Below are 16,812 nucleotides of genomic sequence, written 5' to 3'. Positions count from 1 at the left end.
GCGTTCCGTTCGCCGGACCCGAGGAGCTTTCAGAACCATGCGTCGCCACCAGGCCGCGTCCGATCCCGTCGCCGTCCCCGCCGCAGCCGACGTACCGCTGCTCGCCACCCAGGCGGCGATCTGGTACGCGCAGGTGCTCGACCCCGACAGCCCGGTCTACAACACCGGCGACGCCGTCGAGATCACCGGCCCGCTCGACGCCGAACTCTTCGAGAGCGCCCTGCGCCGCACCGTCGACGAGGCCGACGCCCTCTCCGTCGTAGTCGTCGGTACGAGCGAAGCCGACGCCCCCGCTGACCTGACACCACGTCAGCGCATCACCCCCGGCCGCCCCTGGACCCTGCACCGCCTCGACCTGCGGGCCGACGCCGACCCGGAGGCCGCCGCCGAGGCCTGGATGCGCGCCGACCTCGCCCGCGCCGTCGACCTCACCGAGGGCCCGCTGTTCACCCAGGCCCTCATCCGCCTCGCCGAGGACCGCCACTGGTGGTACCAGCGCGTCCACCACCTCGCCGTCGACGCCTACGCGCTCACCCTCCTCGCCGGCCGGGTCGCCGAGCTCTACACCGCGCTCACCGCCGGCACCCGCCCCACCGACCGCACCTTCGCCACCCCCGCCGAGGTCGCCGCCGAGGAGGCCGCCTACCGCGCCGGCGCGGAGTACGCCGCCGACCGCGCGTTCTGGCGCGCCCGCCTGGCCGGCGCCGACGCCCCCGCCACCCTCCCCGGCGGCACCCCCGCCCGCGCCGGCGCCGCCGGACCGCCCCGCCTGGCCGCCGAACTCCCCGCCGGCACCCTGCCCCGGCTGGAGGCCGCCGCCCGGGCCGCCCGCGCCACCTGGGCCGAACTCGTCATCGCCGCCACCGCCGGCTACCTGCACCGCCTGGCCGGCACCGAGGACGTCGTGCTCGGCCTGCCGCTCGCCAACCGCCGCGGCCCCGCCGCCCTGCGCACCCCCGTCGCCACCGCCAACGTGCTGCCGCTGCGCCTCGCCGTCCGCCCCCGCGACACCGCCGCCGAACTGCTGCGCCGCGTCGTCCTGGAGGTCCGCGAGGTCCGCTGCCACCAGCGCTACCCGCTGGAGGACCTGCGCCGCGACCTCGCCCTCACCGGCACCCGCCGCGCCCTGTTCGGACCGATGGTCAACATCAAGGCCTTCGAGCGCGACCTCGACCTCGCCGGCCTGCCCGGCACCGTCCGCAACCTCGCCGCCGGCCCGGTCGACGACCTCGCCCTCGCCGTCTCGCCCGGCCCCGACGGCGCCCTGCGGATCGGCCTCGAAGGCCACCCCGACCGGTACGGCGCCGAGGCCCTCGCCGCCCACCGCGACGGCCTGCTGCGCTACCTCGACGGCCTCGCCGGGCTGCTGCTCGACGACCCGGACACCCCGATCGCCCGGATCGACCTGCTCGACGAGGACGCGCTGCGCCGCGCCACCGCCGGCCGCACCGAGCCGGCCGCCACCCGCACCGTCCCCGAACTGCTCGCCGAGCAGGCCGCCCGCACCCCGGACGCCGTCGCCGTGCGCAGCGGCGGGACCGCCCTCACCTTCGCCGAGTTGGACGCCGCGAGCACCCGCCTCGCGCACCGCCTCGCCGCCCTCGGCGTCCGCGCCGAGACCCCCGTCGCCCTCGCCCTGCCGCGCGGCGCCGACACCCTGCTCGCCGTGTTCGCCGTACTCAAGGCGGGCGGCGCCTGCCTCTCCCTGGACCTCACCCACCCCCGGCAGCGGATCGCCGACATCCTCGACGACGCCCGCCCGGTCTGCGCCGTCGGCACCGCCGAGGCCCTCGCCGCCCTGCCCGGCGCCGCCGACCGCCCCGCCGTCGCCCTCGACGACCCGGCCGTCCGCGCCGCCCTCGCCGGACCCGACCCCCTCGCCGCCCTGCCCACCGCTCCGCTGCCCGCGCCCGACCCGGCGCACACCGCCTACCTGCTGCACACCTCCGGCTCCACCGGCCGCCCCAAGGGCGTCGTCGTCACCCACGCCTCGCTCGCCAACCTGTACGCCGGCCACGGCGAGGACCACATCGCCCCCGCCCTCGCCCGCACCGGCCGCGAGCGCCTGCGGATCGCCCACAGCGCCTCGTTCGCCTTCGACGCCTCCTGGGACCCGGTCCTGTGGATGCTCCACGGCCACGAGCTCCACCTCCTCGACGACGCGACCTACCGCGACCCGGCCGCCCTGGTCGCCGACGTCCACCGCGAGCGGATCGACTACCTCGACGTCACCCCCTCCTACCTCGACGTGCTGCTCGCCGAGGGCCTTCTCGCGCCGGACGCCCACCGCCCCGCCGTGATCGCGGTCGGCGGCGAGGCCACCCCCGACCCGCTCTGGCGCCGCCTCACCGCCGTCGAGGGCCTGCGCCCCGTCAACCTGTACGGCCCCACCGAGGCCACCGTCGACGCCTACTCCTGGACGCCGGGCCCGGACGGCGCCCCGGTCGGCCGGGTGGTGCGCGGCTCGCGCGCCTACGTGCTCGACGGCTCGCTGCGCCCCACCCCCGACGGCGCCACCGGCGAGCTCTACGTGGCCGGCGCCTGCCTGGCCCGCGGCTACCTCGGCCGCCCCGACCTCACCGCCGAACGCTTCCTCGCCGACCCCTACGGCGCGCCCGGCAGTCGGATGTACCGCACCGGCGACCTCGCCCGCCGCCGCGCCGACGGCAACCTGGAGTTCCTCGGCCGCGCCGACGACCAGGTGAAGATCCGCGGCTTCCGGATCGAGCCCGGCGAGATCGCCGCCGTCCTCGGCGAACTCCCGGGCGTGGACCGGGCCGTGGTGATCGCCCGCCCCGGCCCGAACGGCAAGCGGCTGCTCGGCTACGCCGTCCCCGCCGCCGGCGCCCTGCTCGACCCGGCCGCGCTGCGCTCCGGGCTCGCCGCCCGGCTGCCCGAGCACATGGTGCCCGCCGCCGTGCTCGTCCTCGACGACCTGCCGCGCACCGGCAACGACAAGCTCGACCACCGCGCCCTGCCCGAGCCGGAGTCCTTGGTGACCGAAGGCGGCGCCGCGCCCGCCACCCCGCAGGAGGAGATCATCTGCGGGCTGTTCGCCGACCTCCTCGACCGCGTCGAACCCCTCTCCCGCGACGCCGGGTTCTTCGACCTCGGCGGCCACTCGCTGCTGGCCGGCCGGCTCGCCGCCCGGTTGCGCGAGACCCTCGGCGTGGCGGTGGGATTCGCCGACGTGTTCCGCCACCCCACCCCGGCGGCCCTCGCCGCCCTGCTGCGCGAGCGCTCCGCCCCCGAACCGCGCCCCGCTCTGCGGCCGGTCCCGCGCACCGAGCGGCTGCCGCTCTCCCCGGCCCAGCGCGGCCTCTGGTTCCACTACCGGCTCGAAGGCCCCAGCCCCACCTACAACATCCCGCTCGCCCTCACCCTCACCGGCCCGGTCGACCGCGAGGCCCTCGCGCTCGCCGTCGGCGACCTCGCGGCCCGGCACGAGACCCTGCGCACCGTCTACGGCGAGTCCGCCGGCGGCGAGCCGTACCAGCGGATCCTCCCGCCCGCCCCGGTCGAACTGCACACCGGCACCGGCACTGCCACCGGCACCGGCACTGGCACCGACACCGGCACTGGCACCGACACCGGCCCGCTCGCCGACGCCGTCCGGTACGCCTTCGACCTCGGTGCCGAACCGCCGCTGCGGGCCACCCTGTTCGCCCACGAGGACGGCACCCACACGCTCCTGCTGCTGCTCCACCACATCGCCGGCGACGGCGCCTCCACCACCCCGCTGGCCCGCGACCTGGCCGCCGCCCACACCGCCCGCCTCGCCGGCCGGGCCCCCGAACTGCCGCCGCTGACCGTCCAGTTCGCCGACCATGTGGACTGGCAGGCGCGACTCCTCGGCACCGGCGACGCCCCCAGCCCGCTCGCCGTCCGCCAACTCGACCACTGGCGCAAGACCCTGGCCGGCCTGCCCGACCAACTCGACCTGCCCACCGACCGCCCCCGGCCCGCCGTCGCCGTCCACCACGGCGCCACCGTGCCGTTCCACCTAGACGCCGCCGCCCACGCAGCCCTGGCCGCGCTCGCCCGCACCACCGGCACCAGCGTGTTCACCGCCGTCCAGGCCGGCCTCGCCGCACTGCTCACCCGGCACGGCTGCGGCACCGACATCCCCGTCGGCACCCCCGTCGCCGGCCGCGACCGCGACGAAACCGCGGCCCTGGTCGGCTACTTCGTCAACTCGGTCGTCCTGCGCACCGACACCTCCGGGGACCCGACCTTCCGCGAACTGCTCGGCCGCGCCCGCACCGCCGTCCTCGGCGCCCACGACCACGCCGACCTGCCCTTCGACCGCCTCGTCGAGGAGCTCAACCCGCGCCGATCGCTCGCCCGGCACCCGCTGTTCCAGGTCATGCTCGCCTGGCAGTCCGTCCCCGACCGGGAGTTCGCGTTCGGCGGCGGCCTCACCGCCACCGTCGCCGCGATCCCCTCCGGCACCGCCAAGTTCGACCTCACCCTCAACGCGGGCGAACTGCGCGAGGGCGGTATCGCCGGCTTCCTGGAGTACCGCACCGACCTCTTCGACGAGGCCACCGTCCGCGGCCTCGCCGAACGCCTGGCCCGGCTGCTCACCGCCGCCGCCACCGCGCCCGACACCGCCATCGGCCGCCTCCCGCTGATCGGCGAGGAGGAACGCCACCGCGCCCTGGTCACCTGGAACGGCGCCCCCGTCCGCTCGGTGCCCGGCGCCACCCTGCCCGAACTCTTCGAGGCTGCGGTCCTCGCCAACCCGACCGCCACCGCCGTCAGTTGCGACGGCGCCTCGCTCGACTACGCCGAACTCGGCGCCCGCGCCGACCGGCTGGCCCGACTGCTGGCCGCCCGCGGCATCGGCCCCGGCACCATCGTCGCGCTCGCCCTGCCGCGCTCCCTCGACCTGGTCACCGCCCTGCTCGCGGTCGCCAAGTCCGGCGCCGCCTACCTGCCGCTCGACCCCGAGTACCCGGCCGACCGGCTCGCCTACATGCTCGCCGACGCCGCGCCCGCCGCACTGCTCACCGACACCGCCACCGCACCCCGGATGCCCGACCACCGGGTGTCGCAACTCCTCGTTGACGGTGGCAAGTTGGATGATGGCGAGTCGGACGGCAGCGAGTGGGACGGACACCAGGCCACCCCGCTGGCCCAGCATGAGCGCACCCGGCCGCTGCGCCCCGAGGACACCGCCTACGTCATCTACACCTCCGGCTCCACCGGCCGCCCCAAGGGCGTGCCGGTCACCCACCACAACGTGGTCCGGCTGTTCTCCGCCACCGACCCCTGGTTCGGCTTCGGCGCCGACGACGTGTGGACGCTCTTCCACTCCTACGCCTTCGACTTCTCCGTCTGGGAACTGTGGGGCGCCCTGCTCCACGGCGGCCGACTCGTCGTCGTCCCGCACCTGGTCAGCCGCGACCCGGCGGCCTTCCTCGACCTGCTCGCCCGCGAGCGGGTGACCGTCCTCAACCAGACGCCGTCCGCCTTCTACCAGCTCAGCGCCGCCGACCGGGAGCGCCCCGGCAGCGAACTCGCCCTGCGCTACGTGGTGTTCGGCGGCGAGGCGCTCGAACTCGGCCGCCTCGACGACTGGTACCAGCGGCACGCCGACGACGCGCCCACCCTGGTCAACATGTACGGCATCACCGAGACCACCGTGCACGTCTCCCACCTCGCCCTCGACCGGGCGAGCGCCGCCGCCCGCACCGCCAGCACCATCGGCGTCAACATCCCCGACCTGCGCGTCTACGTCCTCGACCCGTACCTCCAGCCCGTCCCGCCCGGCGTCACCGGCGAGATGTACGTGGCCGGCGCCGGCCTCGCCCGCGGCTACCTCGGCCGCCCGGCGCTCAGCTCCGAACGCTTCGTCGCCGACCCGTACGCTGAACTGTTCGGCGAGCGCGGCACCCGGATGTACCGCTCCGGCGACCTCGCCCGCCGCCGAGCCGACGGCGTGCTGGAGTACTTCGGCCGGGCCGACCAGCAGGTCAAGATCCGCGGCTTCCGGATCGAACTCGGCGAGATCGAGGCCGTGTTGGCCGCCCACCCGGCGGTCGCCGACGCCGCGGTGATCGTCCGTGAGGACGTGCCCGGCGACAAGCGCCTGGTCGGCTACGCCGTCCTCGCCGCCGGCGCCGACGGCGTCCCCGCCGAGGAACTGCGCGCCCGCACCGCCGCCGACCTGCCCGTCCACATGGTCCCCTCCGCCGTCGTGCTGCTCGACCGCCTGCCGCTCACCGCCAACGGCAAGCTCGACCGGCGCGCCCTGCCCGCCCCCGACGCGCCCGCCACCGGGGCCGGCCGGCCCCCGCGCAACCCGCGCGAGCAGCAGCTCGGCGAACTGTTCGCCGAGGTCCTGGGCGTCCCGGCGGTCGGCGTCGACGACGACTTCTTCGCCCTCGGCGGCCACTCCCTGCTGGTGGTCCGACTCGCCGGGCGGATCCGGGCCGTGCTCGGCCTGGAGGTCGGCATCGGCACGCTGTTCCAGGCGCCCACCGTCGCCGCGCTCGACGCCGCACTGTCCGCCGACACCCCCGGCGCCGACGCGCTCGACGTCCTGCTGCCGCTGCGGCCCACCGCGCCCGGCCGGCGCAACCCGGTGTTCGCCGTCCACCCGGCCGGCGGCCTCAGCTGGTGCTACACCGGCCTGATCCGCAACCTCCCCGCGGACGTGCCGATCTACGGCCTCCAGGCACAGGGCGTCGGCGCCGCCACCGCCGGCGAACCGCTGCCCGCCACCCTGGAGGAGCTGGCGGCGCACTACGTCGACCGGCTCCGCGAGGTCCAGCCCGACGGCCCCTACCGGCTGCTCGGCTGGTCCACCGGCGGCATCATCGCCCACGCCATGGCCGCCCGACTGCAGGAACTCGACTGCGCCGTCGAGCTGTTGGCCGTCCTCGACGCCTACCCGGCCGAGGGCTTCCGCGACCTGCCCGTCCCGGACCAGGCCGAGGCCCTGGAGGCGCTGCTGACCATGGGCGGCTACGGACCCGACGACCTCGACGGCCGGCCGCTCGAACTCGCCCACGTCACCGAGCTGCTGCGCCGCGAGGGCAGCCCGCTGTCCGGCCTGGACGACGCCACCGTCGAGGCGCTGAACCGGATCTACCTGCATATCAACCACCTGGTGCGGGGCTACGACCACCGCCGCTTCGAGGGCGACGTGCTGTTCTTCCGGGCCACCGTCGACACCATCGACGACACCCTGGTGCCCGAGCTGTGGACGCCGTACGTGGCCGGGCGGATCGACAACACCGATGTCGGCTGCTCGCACAAGGACATGACGCTGCCCGAGCCGATCGCGCACATCGCGGGCGTCGTGGCGGAGCACCTTGCCGTCCTCGACGGCCGCGCGGACCGTGCCGACCGGGACGATCGCGCTGACAGCTGACAGCTGACAGCTGACAGCTGACAGATTTCAGATGACAGATAACAGATTTTGAAATCTGTCAGCCGTCCCACCCGCCGACCGCCCCACCGAACCAGACCGTCTGGAGAACCCACCCCATGAGTGACGCCCCCGCCAACCCCTTCGACGGCGACGGCGAGTTCCTCGCGCTCGTCAACGACCAGGGCCAGTACTCGCTCTGGCCGACCTTCGCCGCCGTCCCGGCCGGCTGGACCGTCGCCCACGGGCCGTGCGAGCGCGCCGCCGCGCTGGACTGGATCACCGCCCACTGGACCGACCTGAACCCGGCCCGATGACCCACGCGGAGGCCGACGCCCCGGCGCGCCCCCTGTTCACGGGGCGCCTCGCCGTCGTGCTCGTCTACACGGCCGCGATGTGCATGAACGGCCTGGACTCGACGATCGTCAACCCGGCCCTGTTCGCCATCGCCGGTGACTTCGGCCGCCCGGTCTCCGCCGCCAACGCGGTGGAGACCGCCTTCCTGGTCGGCCTCGCCGTCGGCCTCCCGGTGGCCGGCTGGCTCGGCGACCGGTTCGGGGTGCGGCGGGTTTTCCTCGGCGCGCTCGCCGTGTTCACCCTGGCCAGCGCGGTGTGCGCGGCCGCGCCCGGCCTCGGCACGCTCACCGCCGCCCGGGCGGTGCAGGGCGTGGCCGGCGGACTGCTCACCCCGGTCGGCATGACGCTGCTGTTCCGGGCCTTCGCACCGCACGAGCGCGCCGGCCTCGGCAAGGTGCTGATCGTGCCGACCGCCCTGATGCCCGCGCTCGGGCCGCCGCTCGGCGGCTTCCTCACCGAACACCTCTCCTGGCACTGGCTGTTCCTGGTCAATGTGCCGATCGGCGTCGCGGCCGTGCTGACCGGCGTGTTCGCGCTGCGCGACCAGCAGGAGCCACCGGCAGGCCGCTTCGACACCACGGGCTTCCTGCTCGCGACCCCCGGCCTCGGCCTGCTCACCTACGCGCTCGGCTTCGGCCCCGCACACGGCTGGGACTCCCCGGCGGTGCTGGCGGCCGGGGTGCTCGGCGCGGTGCTGCTCGGTCTCGCCGTCCGCCACCAACTGGGCGCCCAGGAACCGCTGGTGGACCTGCGGCTGCTCGCCGACCGGACCTTCGGCGCGGCGAGCTGGCTGGCCCTGCTGACCGCCGCCGGACTGATGGGCGCGCTGTTCGCCTTCCCGCTGCTGTACCAGGCGGCGCTCGGCGCCTCGGCGCTGGACGCGGGCCTCAGCGTCTTCCCGGAGGCGATCGGCCTGATGGCCGCCTCCCAGGTGGTGGACCGGCTGCTGCCGAGGCTCGGCCCGCGCCGCCTGGCACTGCCGGCCCTGCTGCTGGCGGCCCTGGTGCTGGCGGCCCTCGCCCTGCCCGGCGTCGGCGAGAACGTCTGGGCCGTCCGGGCGTTGATGTTCGGCGTGGGCCTGATCCTGGGCACCGCCGTGCTGACGGTGCAGATCGCCGGCTTCGCGGACGTGGCGCCGCCCGCGATGGGCCGGGCGATGGGTCTGTTCACCATCGTCCGCACCCTCGGTGGCGCGTTCGGCATCGCGGGCGCGGCGGCCCTGATCGGCGCGTTGGCCGAGGACGGCACGCACGGCGCCGAACCCGGCCCGTACCGTGTCGCGCTGCTCGCCACGGCGGGCGCGGTCGCCCTGGGCGCCCTGGTCGCGACCCGCCTGCCCCGGGAGGCCCCGGGCCCGCCGCCGATGGACTGACCGGCCCGGACCGACCGACGGCCCGCCGTGCCCCGACACACGGCGGGCCGTCCGCCTGTCCGTCTGTCCGCCTGCCCGGCGGTCAGGCCGTCAGGAGCGCTTCGGCAGGTCGAACGTCTCCCGCTTGTAGGCGCCGATCACCTCGATGCCCTTGGTCCCCGTGATGCCGTCGAGTGGCAGGGACTCGGTGTACGGGGCGGTGACGGGCAGCCCGATCCCGGTGAGCGAGCCGGTCACCTCGATGCCCCAGTACTCGGGCTGTCTGATGTAGACCAGCGGAACCAGGCGGACCGTCATGTTCTCCCAGGGTTTCTCCCCGCTGACGACGAGGATGAAGGTCTCCGGAACGATCCCGGGGACGACCTTCGCCTCGTCGAAGTCGATCAGGCGCACGGAGTCCGGCGCCGGCCGGTTGGTGAAGTCCTCCGCCATGATGGGTCCTCTCGTCGCCGAGTGTGACCGAACGGTCACTTTCGACGCAGGGTAACCGAGGGTCGCCCACGAACCACGCCTCCAACACGCTGCCCCGCTCATCGGCGCCGCCTTCGGACTCGCCTTCGTCCTGGCGCACGCCGGGGCCCTCCCGTCGGCCGCAGCCGTGATCCTCCGGGTCCTCGCGATCCCCGCCTTCCTCAGGCTGTTCCTGGCCCTGCGCCGCCGGTCCGGCCGCCCGGGTGTCAGCCGTGGCGCCCCAGCAGGTGGACCAGGCCGTCGGCGAGGCCGCCGCGCCAGCAGGCGTAGTCGTGGCCGCCGTTGAACTCGCGGTAGGCGAGGTCGTAGCCGCGAGCGATCAGCACGTCGCGCAGGTGGCGGTTCTGGGCGAGCAGCATCCACTCCTGGAGGCCCACCTCCACCCAGAAGCGGGCGGGGCGCCGCTCGGCGGCGGCGAACTGCCGGGTGAGCCACTCGCCGCCGCCGTCGAACTCGGTGCCGTCCGGCCACCAGAAGGAGCCGGACTGGCTGAGCGCGTTGCCGAACCGGGCCGGGCGGCGGAAGGCCGCGAAGGCGGCGGTCAGGCCGCCCGCGCTCTGTCCGGCGATCACCGTGCGGGCCGGGTCGAAGGTGGCCCGGTACTCGGCGCCGGCCCAGGGGAGCACCCGGTCGGCGAGCAGGTCGACGAAGTCCGGGTTGCAGCTGAGGTCGTCCGGCCTGGTCCGGGGCGGGGTGTGGACGAGCAGGGCGACGGTCGGCGGGATCAGCCCCTCGGCCGTCAGGTTGTCCAGGGTGTCGCCGACCGACAGCACCTCGCCCCACACGTCGCCGTCCAGCAGGACCAGCACCGGGTACGGGCCGCCGTCGGCGCGGTGCCCGGCGGGCAGGTGCACGTCGATCCGGCGCCCGGCCGCCTCGGTGGGCACGGTGCGCCCGCGCGGCACGTCCGGGCGCCGCGCGGTGTGCGCCTGGGCGGGCGCGTCGGGCAGGGAGAGCACCGAGGACGGGTGGCGTCCGTCGCGGCCGGCCAGCCGCGCGCCCCGGTCCAGCGCGTCGGGGCGGGCGTCGTCCAGGACCTTCAGCCAGTCGGCCCGGCGGGTGCCGGGGACGTCGCCGCGCACCGGGTACAGCTGGTAGGACGCCCGGTGGTCGGTGCGCAGCCGGTAGGTGCGCGACCAGCCGCCGGGCCGGCGCTCCATCAGGTGCGGGGTGAGGTCGCCGGCGTGCCGGTCCTTGTCGGTGACGGTGTGGACGAGCGCGAGCACGCCGTCGTACGGCTCCTCGCCCGGCTCGTCGCGCAGGACGAAGGTCACCCGCCGGTAGGCCGGGTCGTCGGGGTCGGGGTCGACCAGCGGCGCGCCCTCGGCGGCCACCCGGGCCCAGAACCCGGCGTCAGCGGCCTGCGGATCGTCGGCGGCCTGCGGTTCACTCTGCACGGAAAGAACTCCTCGATGGTCAGGCGGGGTTGCCCTTGCGGCCGAGCAGCACCCAGAGCAGGAAGGGGCCGCCGAGCACGGTGGTGACGATGCCGACCGGGATCTCGACGCCGGAGATCAGCACCCGGCCGAGGGTGTCGGCCAGCACGACGAGGACCGCGCCGACCAGCGCCGAGCCGAGCACCGGGACGCGGGCAGGGCCTGCCAGTCGGCCGGCGACCACCGGCGCGGCCAGCGCGACGAAGCCGACCGGTCCGCAGATCCCGACGGCGAGGCCGGCGAGTGCCACGGCCAGCAGCAGGCAGACGAGCCGGACCCGGCCGGGGTCGACGCCGAGCGAGGAGGCCACGTTGTCGTCGAAGCGCAGCACGGCCAGTCGGCGGGCCGCCACCAGGGCGAGCGGCACCAGCACGGCGAGGCCGATCAGCACCGGGGTGGCCACCTCGTAGTCGCGTCCGTTGAGGCTGCCGGAGGTCCAGACGTACAGCGAGGACGCCGAGCTGAGCGAGCGCCGGGCCATCGCGACCTGGATGATCGCGGAGGCGAGCGCGGACATCGCGAGGCCGACCACCAGCACCCGGTAGCCGCGGGCGCCGAGGCCGCCGGAGACGGCGGTGACCACCGCGACGGCGGCGAGCGCGCCGACCGGTCCGGCCCACCAGGCGCCGAACGCGCCCGAGGCGGTGACCGAGATCAGGACGGCGGCGGTGGCGCCGTCGTTGACGCCGAGCAGTTCGGGGGTGGCGAGCCGGTTGCGGGCCAGCGTCTGGGTGAGGCAGCCGGCCAGGCCGAGCGCGGCGCCGGCGGCGAGGCCGGCGACGATCCGGCCGAGCCGGAACTTCTGCACCAGCAGCACGTCGAGGCGGTCGCCGTGGCCGAACACGGCACGGAAGGTGGAGCCGAGGTCGAGTTCGCTCTGGCCGGCGTGCGCGGAGACCACCACGGCGGCGAGCAGTACGGCGGCCAGGCCGAGCGCGGCCAGCGCCGAGCGGCGCGGGAGCAGCAGGGAGAGCGCGCCGCGCCGGACCACCAGGTCGGGCCGCGGCGCCTTCTCCTCGGTGCGACCGGTACGGCCGGCGCGGCCGATGTGGCCGGTGCGGGCGGAGGACTCGCCGGGGGAGGTGTCGGTCAGGCCGAGCGCGGCCGTCCTCCGGGTGCGGACGATGGCGATGAGGGTGGGCGCGCCGATCAGCGCGACGATCACCGAGACCGGGGCCTCGAAGGGGCGGGCGACCACCCGGGCGAGCACGTCGGCGCCGGTCAGCACCGCCGCGCCGACGAGGCCGGCGAGCAGGGTGAGCCGCCCGACCCGGGGTCCGGCGGCGGCGCGGGCCAGGAAGCCGGCGAGCAGGCCGAGGAAGGAGATCGGCCCGGCGAGGGCGACGGCGGAGGCGGTGAGCAGGGTGACGGCGAGGGCGACGGCGGCGCGGGTGGCGCCGGGGCGGTGGCCGAGGCCGCGGGCGAGGTCGTCGCCGAGCGCGAGCGCGGACAGCGGCCGGGTGGTGAGCAGGGCGACCACGAAGCCGACGCCGAGCACGGGCGCGAGCTGGCGCAGCGTCGTCCAGCCCTCCACGCCGGCCAGCGAGCCGAGCACCCAGACCCGGTAGCGGTCGTACGCCTCGGGGGAGTTGACGATCAGTACGCCGGTGAGTCCGCCGAAGGTGGCGCCGACGGCGGAGCCGCCGAGGACGAGCCGCATCGGGGAGCCGCCGCCCCGGCTGCCGGCGATCGCCAGGACGAGCCCGCTGGCCAGTACGGCGCCGCCGAAGGCGAGGGCGAGATAGCCGTAGGAGGTCTGGACGCCGAACGCGGCGATGCCGAGGACGACGCCGAGCGAGGCGCCGGCGTTGACGCCGAGCAGGCCGGTTTCGGCGAGCGGGTTGCGGGTGACCGCCTGGAGTTGGGCGCCGGCCACGCCGAGGGCGGCGCCGACCAGCAGGGCGGTGAGGGTGCGGGGGAGTCGCAGATCGCCGACGACCAGGGCGAGGCGGCTGTCGGCGCGGGCGCCGTCGGTGTCGAGCAGGTAGTCCAGCACGCGGCCGGGGCCGACCTCGCCGGCGCCGACGGCCAGTGAGAGCGCCGTCAGCGCGAGCAGCACGGCGAGGAGGCCGCCGACGGTGGTCCAGGCGGTGCGGCGGGACCGGTCGGCCGTCGGCGGGGCGGGGGCGGAGGGCTCCGCGTCGGCCGTTTCGGCGGCACCCACTTGCGACAATGTCATAAGGTAAGGCTAACCTAACGATCAGCGCGGTCGGACGGGTGTCCGACCCGGAGGTGGATCCTTTCGGATCGTCCTGGTCGGTGCACCGCACCACCGCTCCGTCGCGCCCCTTGGTGCTCCACCCTTCGCACCGCCCGTCCGCAACACCCTTGCCCGGAGGCATTTATGTCGACCCGTCAGCGCCCGCTTCACCTCGCCCGCCGGCGTGCGGTCCAGGCGGTCGCCGCCACCGGGGCGGCCGCCCTCCTGCTCGTCGGTTGCGGCTCGTCGGGGTCCGCGGACAAGGGCTCTTCCGACAAGGGCTCCCCGTCGGGGACCGCTGACGCCGCCGGCGGCAAGCGGACCGTCAAGGACGCCACCGGCACGGCCGTCGAGATCCTCACCGAGCCCAAGCGCATCGTCACCCTCACCCAGGAGGACCTCGACGCGGTGCTCGCCCTCGGCCTCAAGCCGGCCGGCATCACCAACGGTCAGGGCCTCAACGAGCCGCCGGCGTACCTGAAGGACAAGGTCCAGGGCGTCCCGGTGGTCGGCAACCTGCTCCAGCCCGTCATGGACAAGGTGATCGCCGCCAAGCCCGACCTGATCCTGGCCGGCGACATGCAGGACCAGCAGGTCCTCAAGCAGCTGCGCGAGATCACCCCCGCCACCCTGGTCACCATGGCGCCGACCGACGACTGGAAGCTCTCCTTCCGCGGCATCGGAAACGCCGTCAACAAGCTGGACCAGGCCAACAAGGTCATCGCCGACTACGACGCCAAGGCCGTCAAGGCCGGCGGCGAGCTGGGTGCGAGCAAGGGCGCGGCCGTCTCCATCGTCCGCTGGAACCCGACCGGTCCGAGCTGGATGGAGAAGAAGCAGTTCGCCAGCGGCGTCGCCCTCGACATGGGGCTGACCCGCCCGAAGGCCCAGGACAAGGACGGCAACGCGCACACTCCGGCGCTGAGCCTGGAGAAGATCAACGAGATCGACGGCGACTGGCTGTTCCTGTCCACCCTCACCGACGACGGCAAGGCCGCGCTGAAGGACGTCCAGTCCAAGCCCGCGTACCAGGAGCTGAACGCGGTGAAGAGCAACCACACCGTGACCGTGGACGGTTCGGTCTGGTCGACCCGTGGCGGCCCGCTCGCCGCCGGCGTGGTGATCGAGGACATCGGCAAGGCGCTCGCCGCCAAGTGACCGCCCGACGGCGGGACCCGCCCCATCCTCCCCAACCGAAGGAACCCGCCATGGAGTTGACGGTCGAGGGTCTCACGGCCGGCTACGGCCCCGGTCGCCCGGTGCTCGGCGGCGTCGACCTCACCGTGCCCGGCGGGCAGGTGGTGGCCGTCGTCGGCCCGAACGGCTGCGGCAAGTCCACCCTGCTGCGCTCGATCGCCCGGCTGCACAAGCCGGACTCCGGGCGGGTGCTGGTCGGCGGCGCGGACATCTGGAAGCTGCGCCCCCGGCAGGCCGCCCACCGGGTCGCCCTGCTGCCGCAGAGCCCGCAGGCGCCGGAGGCGGTCACCGTGGCGGGGCTGGTCCGCTACGGCCGCCACCCGCACCAGGGCCTGTTCCGCCAGTGGTCGGCCGACGACGAGCGGCTCACCGCCGAGGCGCTGCGGGCCACCGGCGTCGAGGAGTTCGCCGGCCGCCGCCTCGACCGGCTCTCCGGCGGTCAGCGGCAGCGCTGCTGGCTGGCCATGGTCCTCGCCCAGGACGCGCCCGTCGTCCTGCTCGACGAGCCGACCAGCGCGCTCGACCTCGGCCACGCCGTCGAGGTGCTGGAGCTGGTCCGCGAGGTCGCGGCGGGCGGGCGCACCGTCGTCATGGTGCTGCACGACCTCGCCGCGGCGGCCCGCTACGCCGACCTGGTGGTGGCGATGCGCGGCGGCGAGGTGATCGCCTGCGGCGCGCCGCGCGAGGTGGTGGACGCGCCGCTGGTGCGGGCGCTGTACGGCGTCGAGAGCGACGTGCTCGCGGCCCCCGGGGACGGCGCGCCGGTGATCGTCCCGCGGGCGGGCGGCCGGACGGCGGCCCGACCGGCCCGAGTACGCTGACCGGCCGGTTCGCCGTCTCGGCGTCCCCCGAACGGCCGTGCGGGCGCGGCGGGTTGCGGTCCGTGCCGCCCGCCGGTGTGGTCTGCTGGACGGGCGTCCGCCGGACGTCCGTGCCGTCGCCGCGTCCGCCGCCTCCGGGAGGGTCACCGATGCCCCGCCGTACCGCCGCCCTGCTCGTCGCCCTCGCCCTCGGCTCGGCCGCCACCGTGGGCTGCTCCTCGGCCGCCGCGCCCGACCGGGCCGACGCGTCGTCCCTGGCGCCTGTCTCTTCGTCGGTGCCGCCGGCCGCGTCCGCGACCACGGCGGCCCCCACCCCGGCCGCGACTCCGTCCCCGTCCCCGTCCTCGGTGTCCCCGTCCTCGGCCGCCCCCGCCTCGGTGACCGTCCGGGGGACCGTGACCGACGGCCTCAAGTCCCCCTGGGGGCTGGCCGTCCTGCCCGAGGGCGACCTGCTGGTCTCCGAGCGCGACGATGCCCGGATCCTGCGGGTCCCCGCCAACGGCGGCGCGAAGACGGTGGCCGGCACCGTCCCGGGCGTCACCTCCGGCGGCGAGGGCGGCCTGCTCGGCCTGGCCCTCTCACCCGACTTCGCCACCGACCACCAGGTGTACGCGTACTTCTCCACCGCCTCGGACAACCGGATCGTCCGTCTCGACTACGACCCGGCCCGCCCCGCCGGTTCGCAACTCGGCGCCCCCACCGTCCTGTTGAGCGGGATCCCGCACGGCCCCCGGCACAACGGCGGGCGGATCGCGTTCGGCCCCGACGGCTTCCTGTACGCCGGGACCGGCGACGCCAACGACCGTTCCCTCGCGCAGGACCGCGACTCCCTCGGCGGCAAGATCCTCCGCCTCACCCGGGACGGCGGCGCCGCGCCCGACAACCCGTTCCCCGGCTCGCCGGTCTGGTCGCTCGGCCACCGCAACGTCCAGGGGCTGGCCTGGGATCCCCAAGGGCGGCTCTGGGCCTCGGAGTTCGGCCAGGACACCTGGGACGAGCTGAACCTGATCACCCCCGGCGCCGACTACGGCTGGCCGACCGTCGAAGGCACCGCCGGCCGCCCGGAGTTCGCCGACCCGGTCGCCCAGTGGCACACCGCCGACGCCTCCCCGAGCGGCATCGCCTACGCGGCCGGCGCGGTCTGGACGGCCGCGCTGCGCGGCGCCCGGCTCTGGCGGATCCCGCTGGACGGCGACCGGGCCGCCGGCGCCCCGCAGGAGTTCCTCTCCGGCACCTACGGCCGGCTGCGCACCGTGGTGGCCGACCGGGACGGCACGCTGCTGCTCGTCACCGACAACACCGACGGCCGCGGCGAACCGCGCCCGGGCGACGACCGGATCCTGCGGCTGGCCGTCGACGGCGGCTGACTGGTCGGCGGCTGCTGACGGGTCGGCGCCTGACCGTCGACGGGCTGGCGGGGGTGAACCCAGGCGCCATTGGATCACCCGTTCGAGCGGTTTGACCGGGGCTCGGAACGCGCACCGGACCTTCCTACCGCTCAGTACCCCTCCCCGTAGGCCGGGTTGTCAGTGTGTCCCGTTACGTTCCTCCCATCACTGACCAGCTGGGAGGAGCGCGGC

General features: G+C 75.6%; 9 protein-coding genes. 6 read left to right on the top strand and 3 right to left on the bottom strand.

Annotation, left to right across the window (positions count from 1 at the left end):
* The first annotated feature begins 37 nt into the window (after positions 1–37).
* The 3 genes from ACFP3U_RS04515 (at position 38) to ACFP3U_RS04505 (ending at position 9,107) form a co-directional block, all read left to right on the top strand.
* Complete coding sequence (locus ACFP3U_RS04515; RefSeq protein WP_380223844.1) at positions 38–7,381, top strand: amino acid adenylation domain-containing protein; 7,344 nt, start codon at positions 38–40, stop codon at positions 7,379–7,381.
* A 116-nt stretch (positions 7,382–7,497) separates the two neighbouring features.
* Positions 7,498–7,695, top strand: coding sequence for an MbtH family protein (locus ACFP3U_RS04510; RefSeq protein ID WP_380223843.1), 198 nt, complete (start codon positions 7,498–7,500; stop codon positions 7,693–7,695).
* Entirely contained in the window at positions 7,692–9,107 is a 1,416-nt protein-coding gene (locus tag ACFP3U_RS04505; protein WP_380223842.1) for a DHA2 family efflux MFS transporter permease subunit, read from the top strand. The genes ACFP3U_RS04510 and ACFP3U_RS04505 overlap by 4 nt, the downstream gene beginning before the upstream one ends.
* 90 nt (positions 9,108–9,197) lie before the next feature.
* Here ACFP3U_RS04505 and ACFP3U_RS04500 read toward each other — a convergent pair whose 3' ends face one another.
* From ACFP3U_RS04500 to fhuB, 3 genes are all read right to left on the bottom strand, one after another.
* Positions 9,198–9,539 (bottom strand): hypothetical protein, encoded by a 342-nt coding sequence (locus ACFP3U_RS04500; RefSeq protein ID WP_380223841.1) that lies wholly within the window; start codon positions 9,537–9,539, stop codon positions 9,198–9,200.
* A gap of 245 nt (positions 9,540–9,784) precedes the next feature.
* Entirely contained in the window at positions 9,785–10,975 is a 1,191-nt protein-coding gene (fes, locus tag ACFP3U_RS04495) for an enterochelin esterase (protein ID WP_380223840.1), read from the bottom strand.
* Between the two features lie 19 nt (positions 10,976–10,994).
* The gene (fhuB, locus tag ACFP3U_RS04490) at positions 10,995–13,193 is read right to left on the bottom strand and encodes a Fe(3+)-hydroxamate ABC transporter permease FhuB (protein WP_380223839.1); all 2,199 of its coding nucleotides are present in this window, start codon (positions 13,191–13,193) and stop codon (positions 10,995–10,997) included.
* A gap of 165 nt (positions 13,194–13,358) precedes the next feature.
* Here fhuB and ACFP3U_RS04485 point away from each other — a divergent pair, with 165 nt between their 5' ends.
* From ACFP3U_RS04485 to ACFP3U_RS04475, 3 genes are all read left to right on the top strand, one after another.
* Entirely contained in the window at positions 13,359–14,372 is a 1,014-nt protein-coding gene (locus ACFP3U_RS04485) for an ABC transporter substrate-binding protein (RefSeq protein WP_380223837.1), read from the top strand.
* A 50-nt stretch (positions 14,373–14,422) separates the two neighbouring features.
* Entirely contained in the window at positions 14,423–15,232 is an 810-nt protein-coding gene (locus ACFP3U_RS04480) for an ABC transporter ATP-binding protein (RefSeq protein WP_380223836.1), read from the top strand.
* Between the two features lie 149 nt (positions 15,233–15,381).
* On the top strand, positions 15,382–16,599 hold the full coding sequence (locus ACFP3U_RS04475; protein ID WP_380223835.1) for a PQQ-dependent sugar dehydrogenase: 1,218 nt from the start codon (positions 15,382–15,384) through the stop codon (positions 16,597–16,599).
* Positions 16,600–16,812: the final 213 nt, after the last annotated feature.

It is taken from the genome of Kitasatospora misakiensis (assembly GCF_042656005.1).
GTDB classification, from domain to species: Bacteria; Actinomycetota; Actinomycetes; order Streptomycetales; family Streptomycetaceae; genus Kitasatospora; species Kitasatospora misakiensis.
The sequence above is the reverse complement of the archived record's forward strand: the minus strand, read 5'-3'. Positions and strand labels throughout refer to the sequence as shown.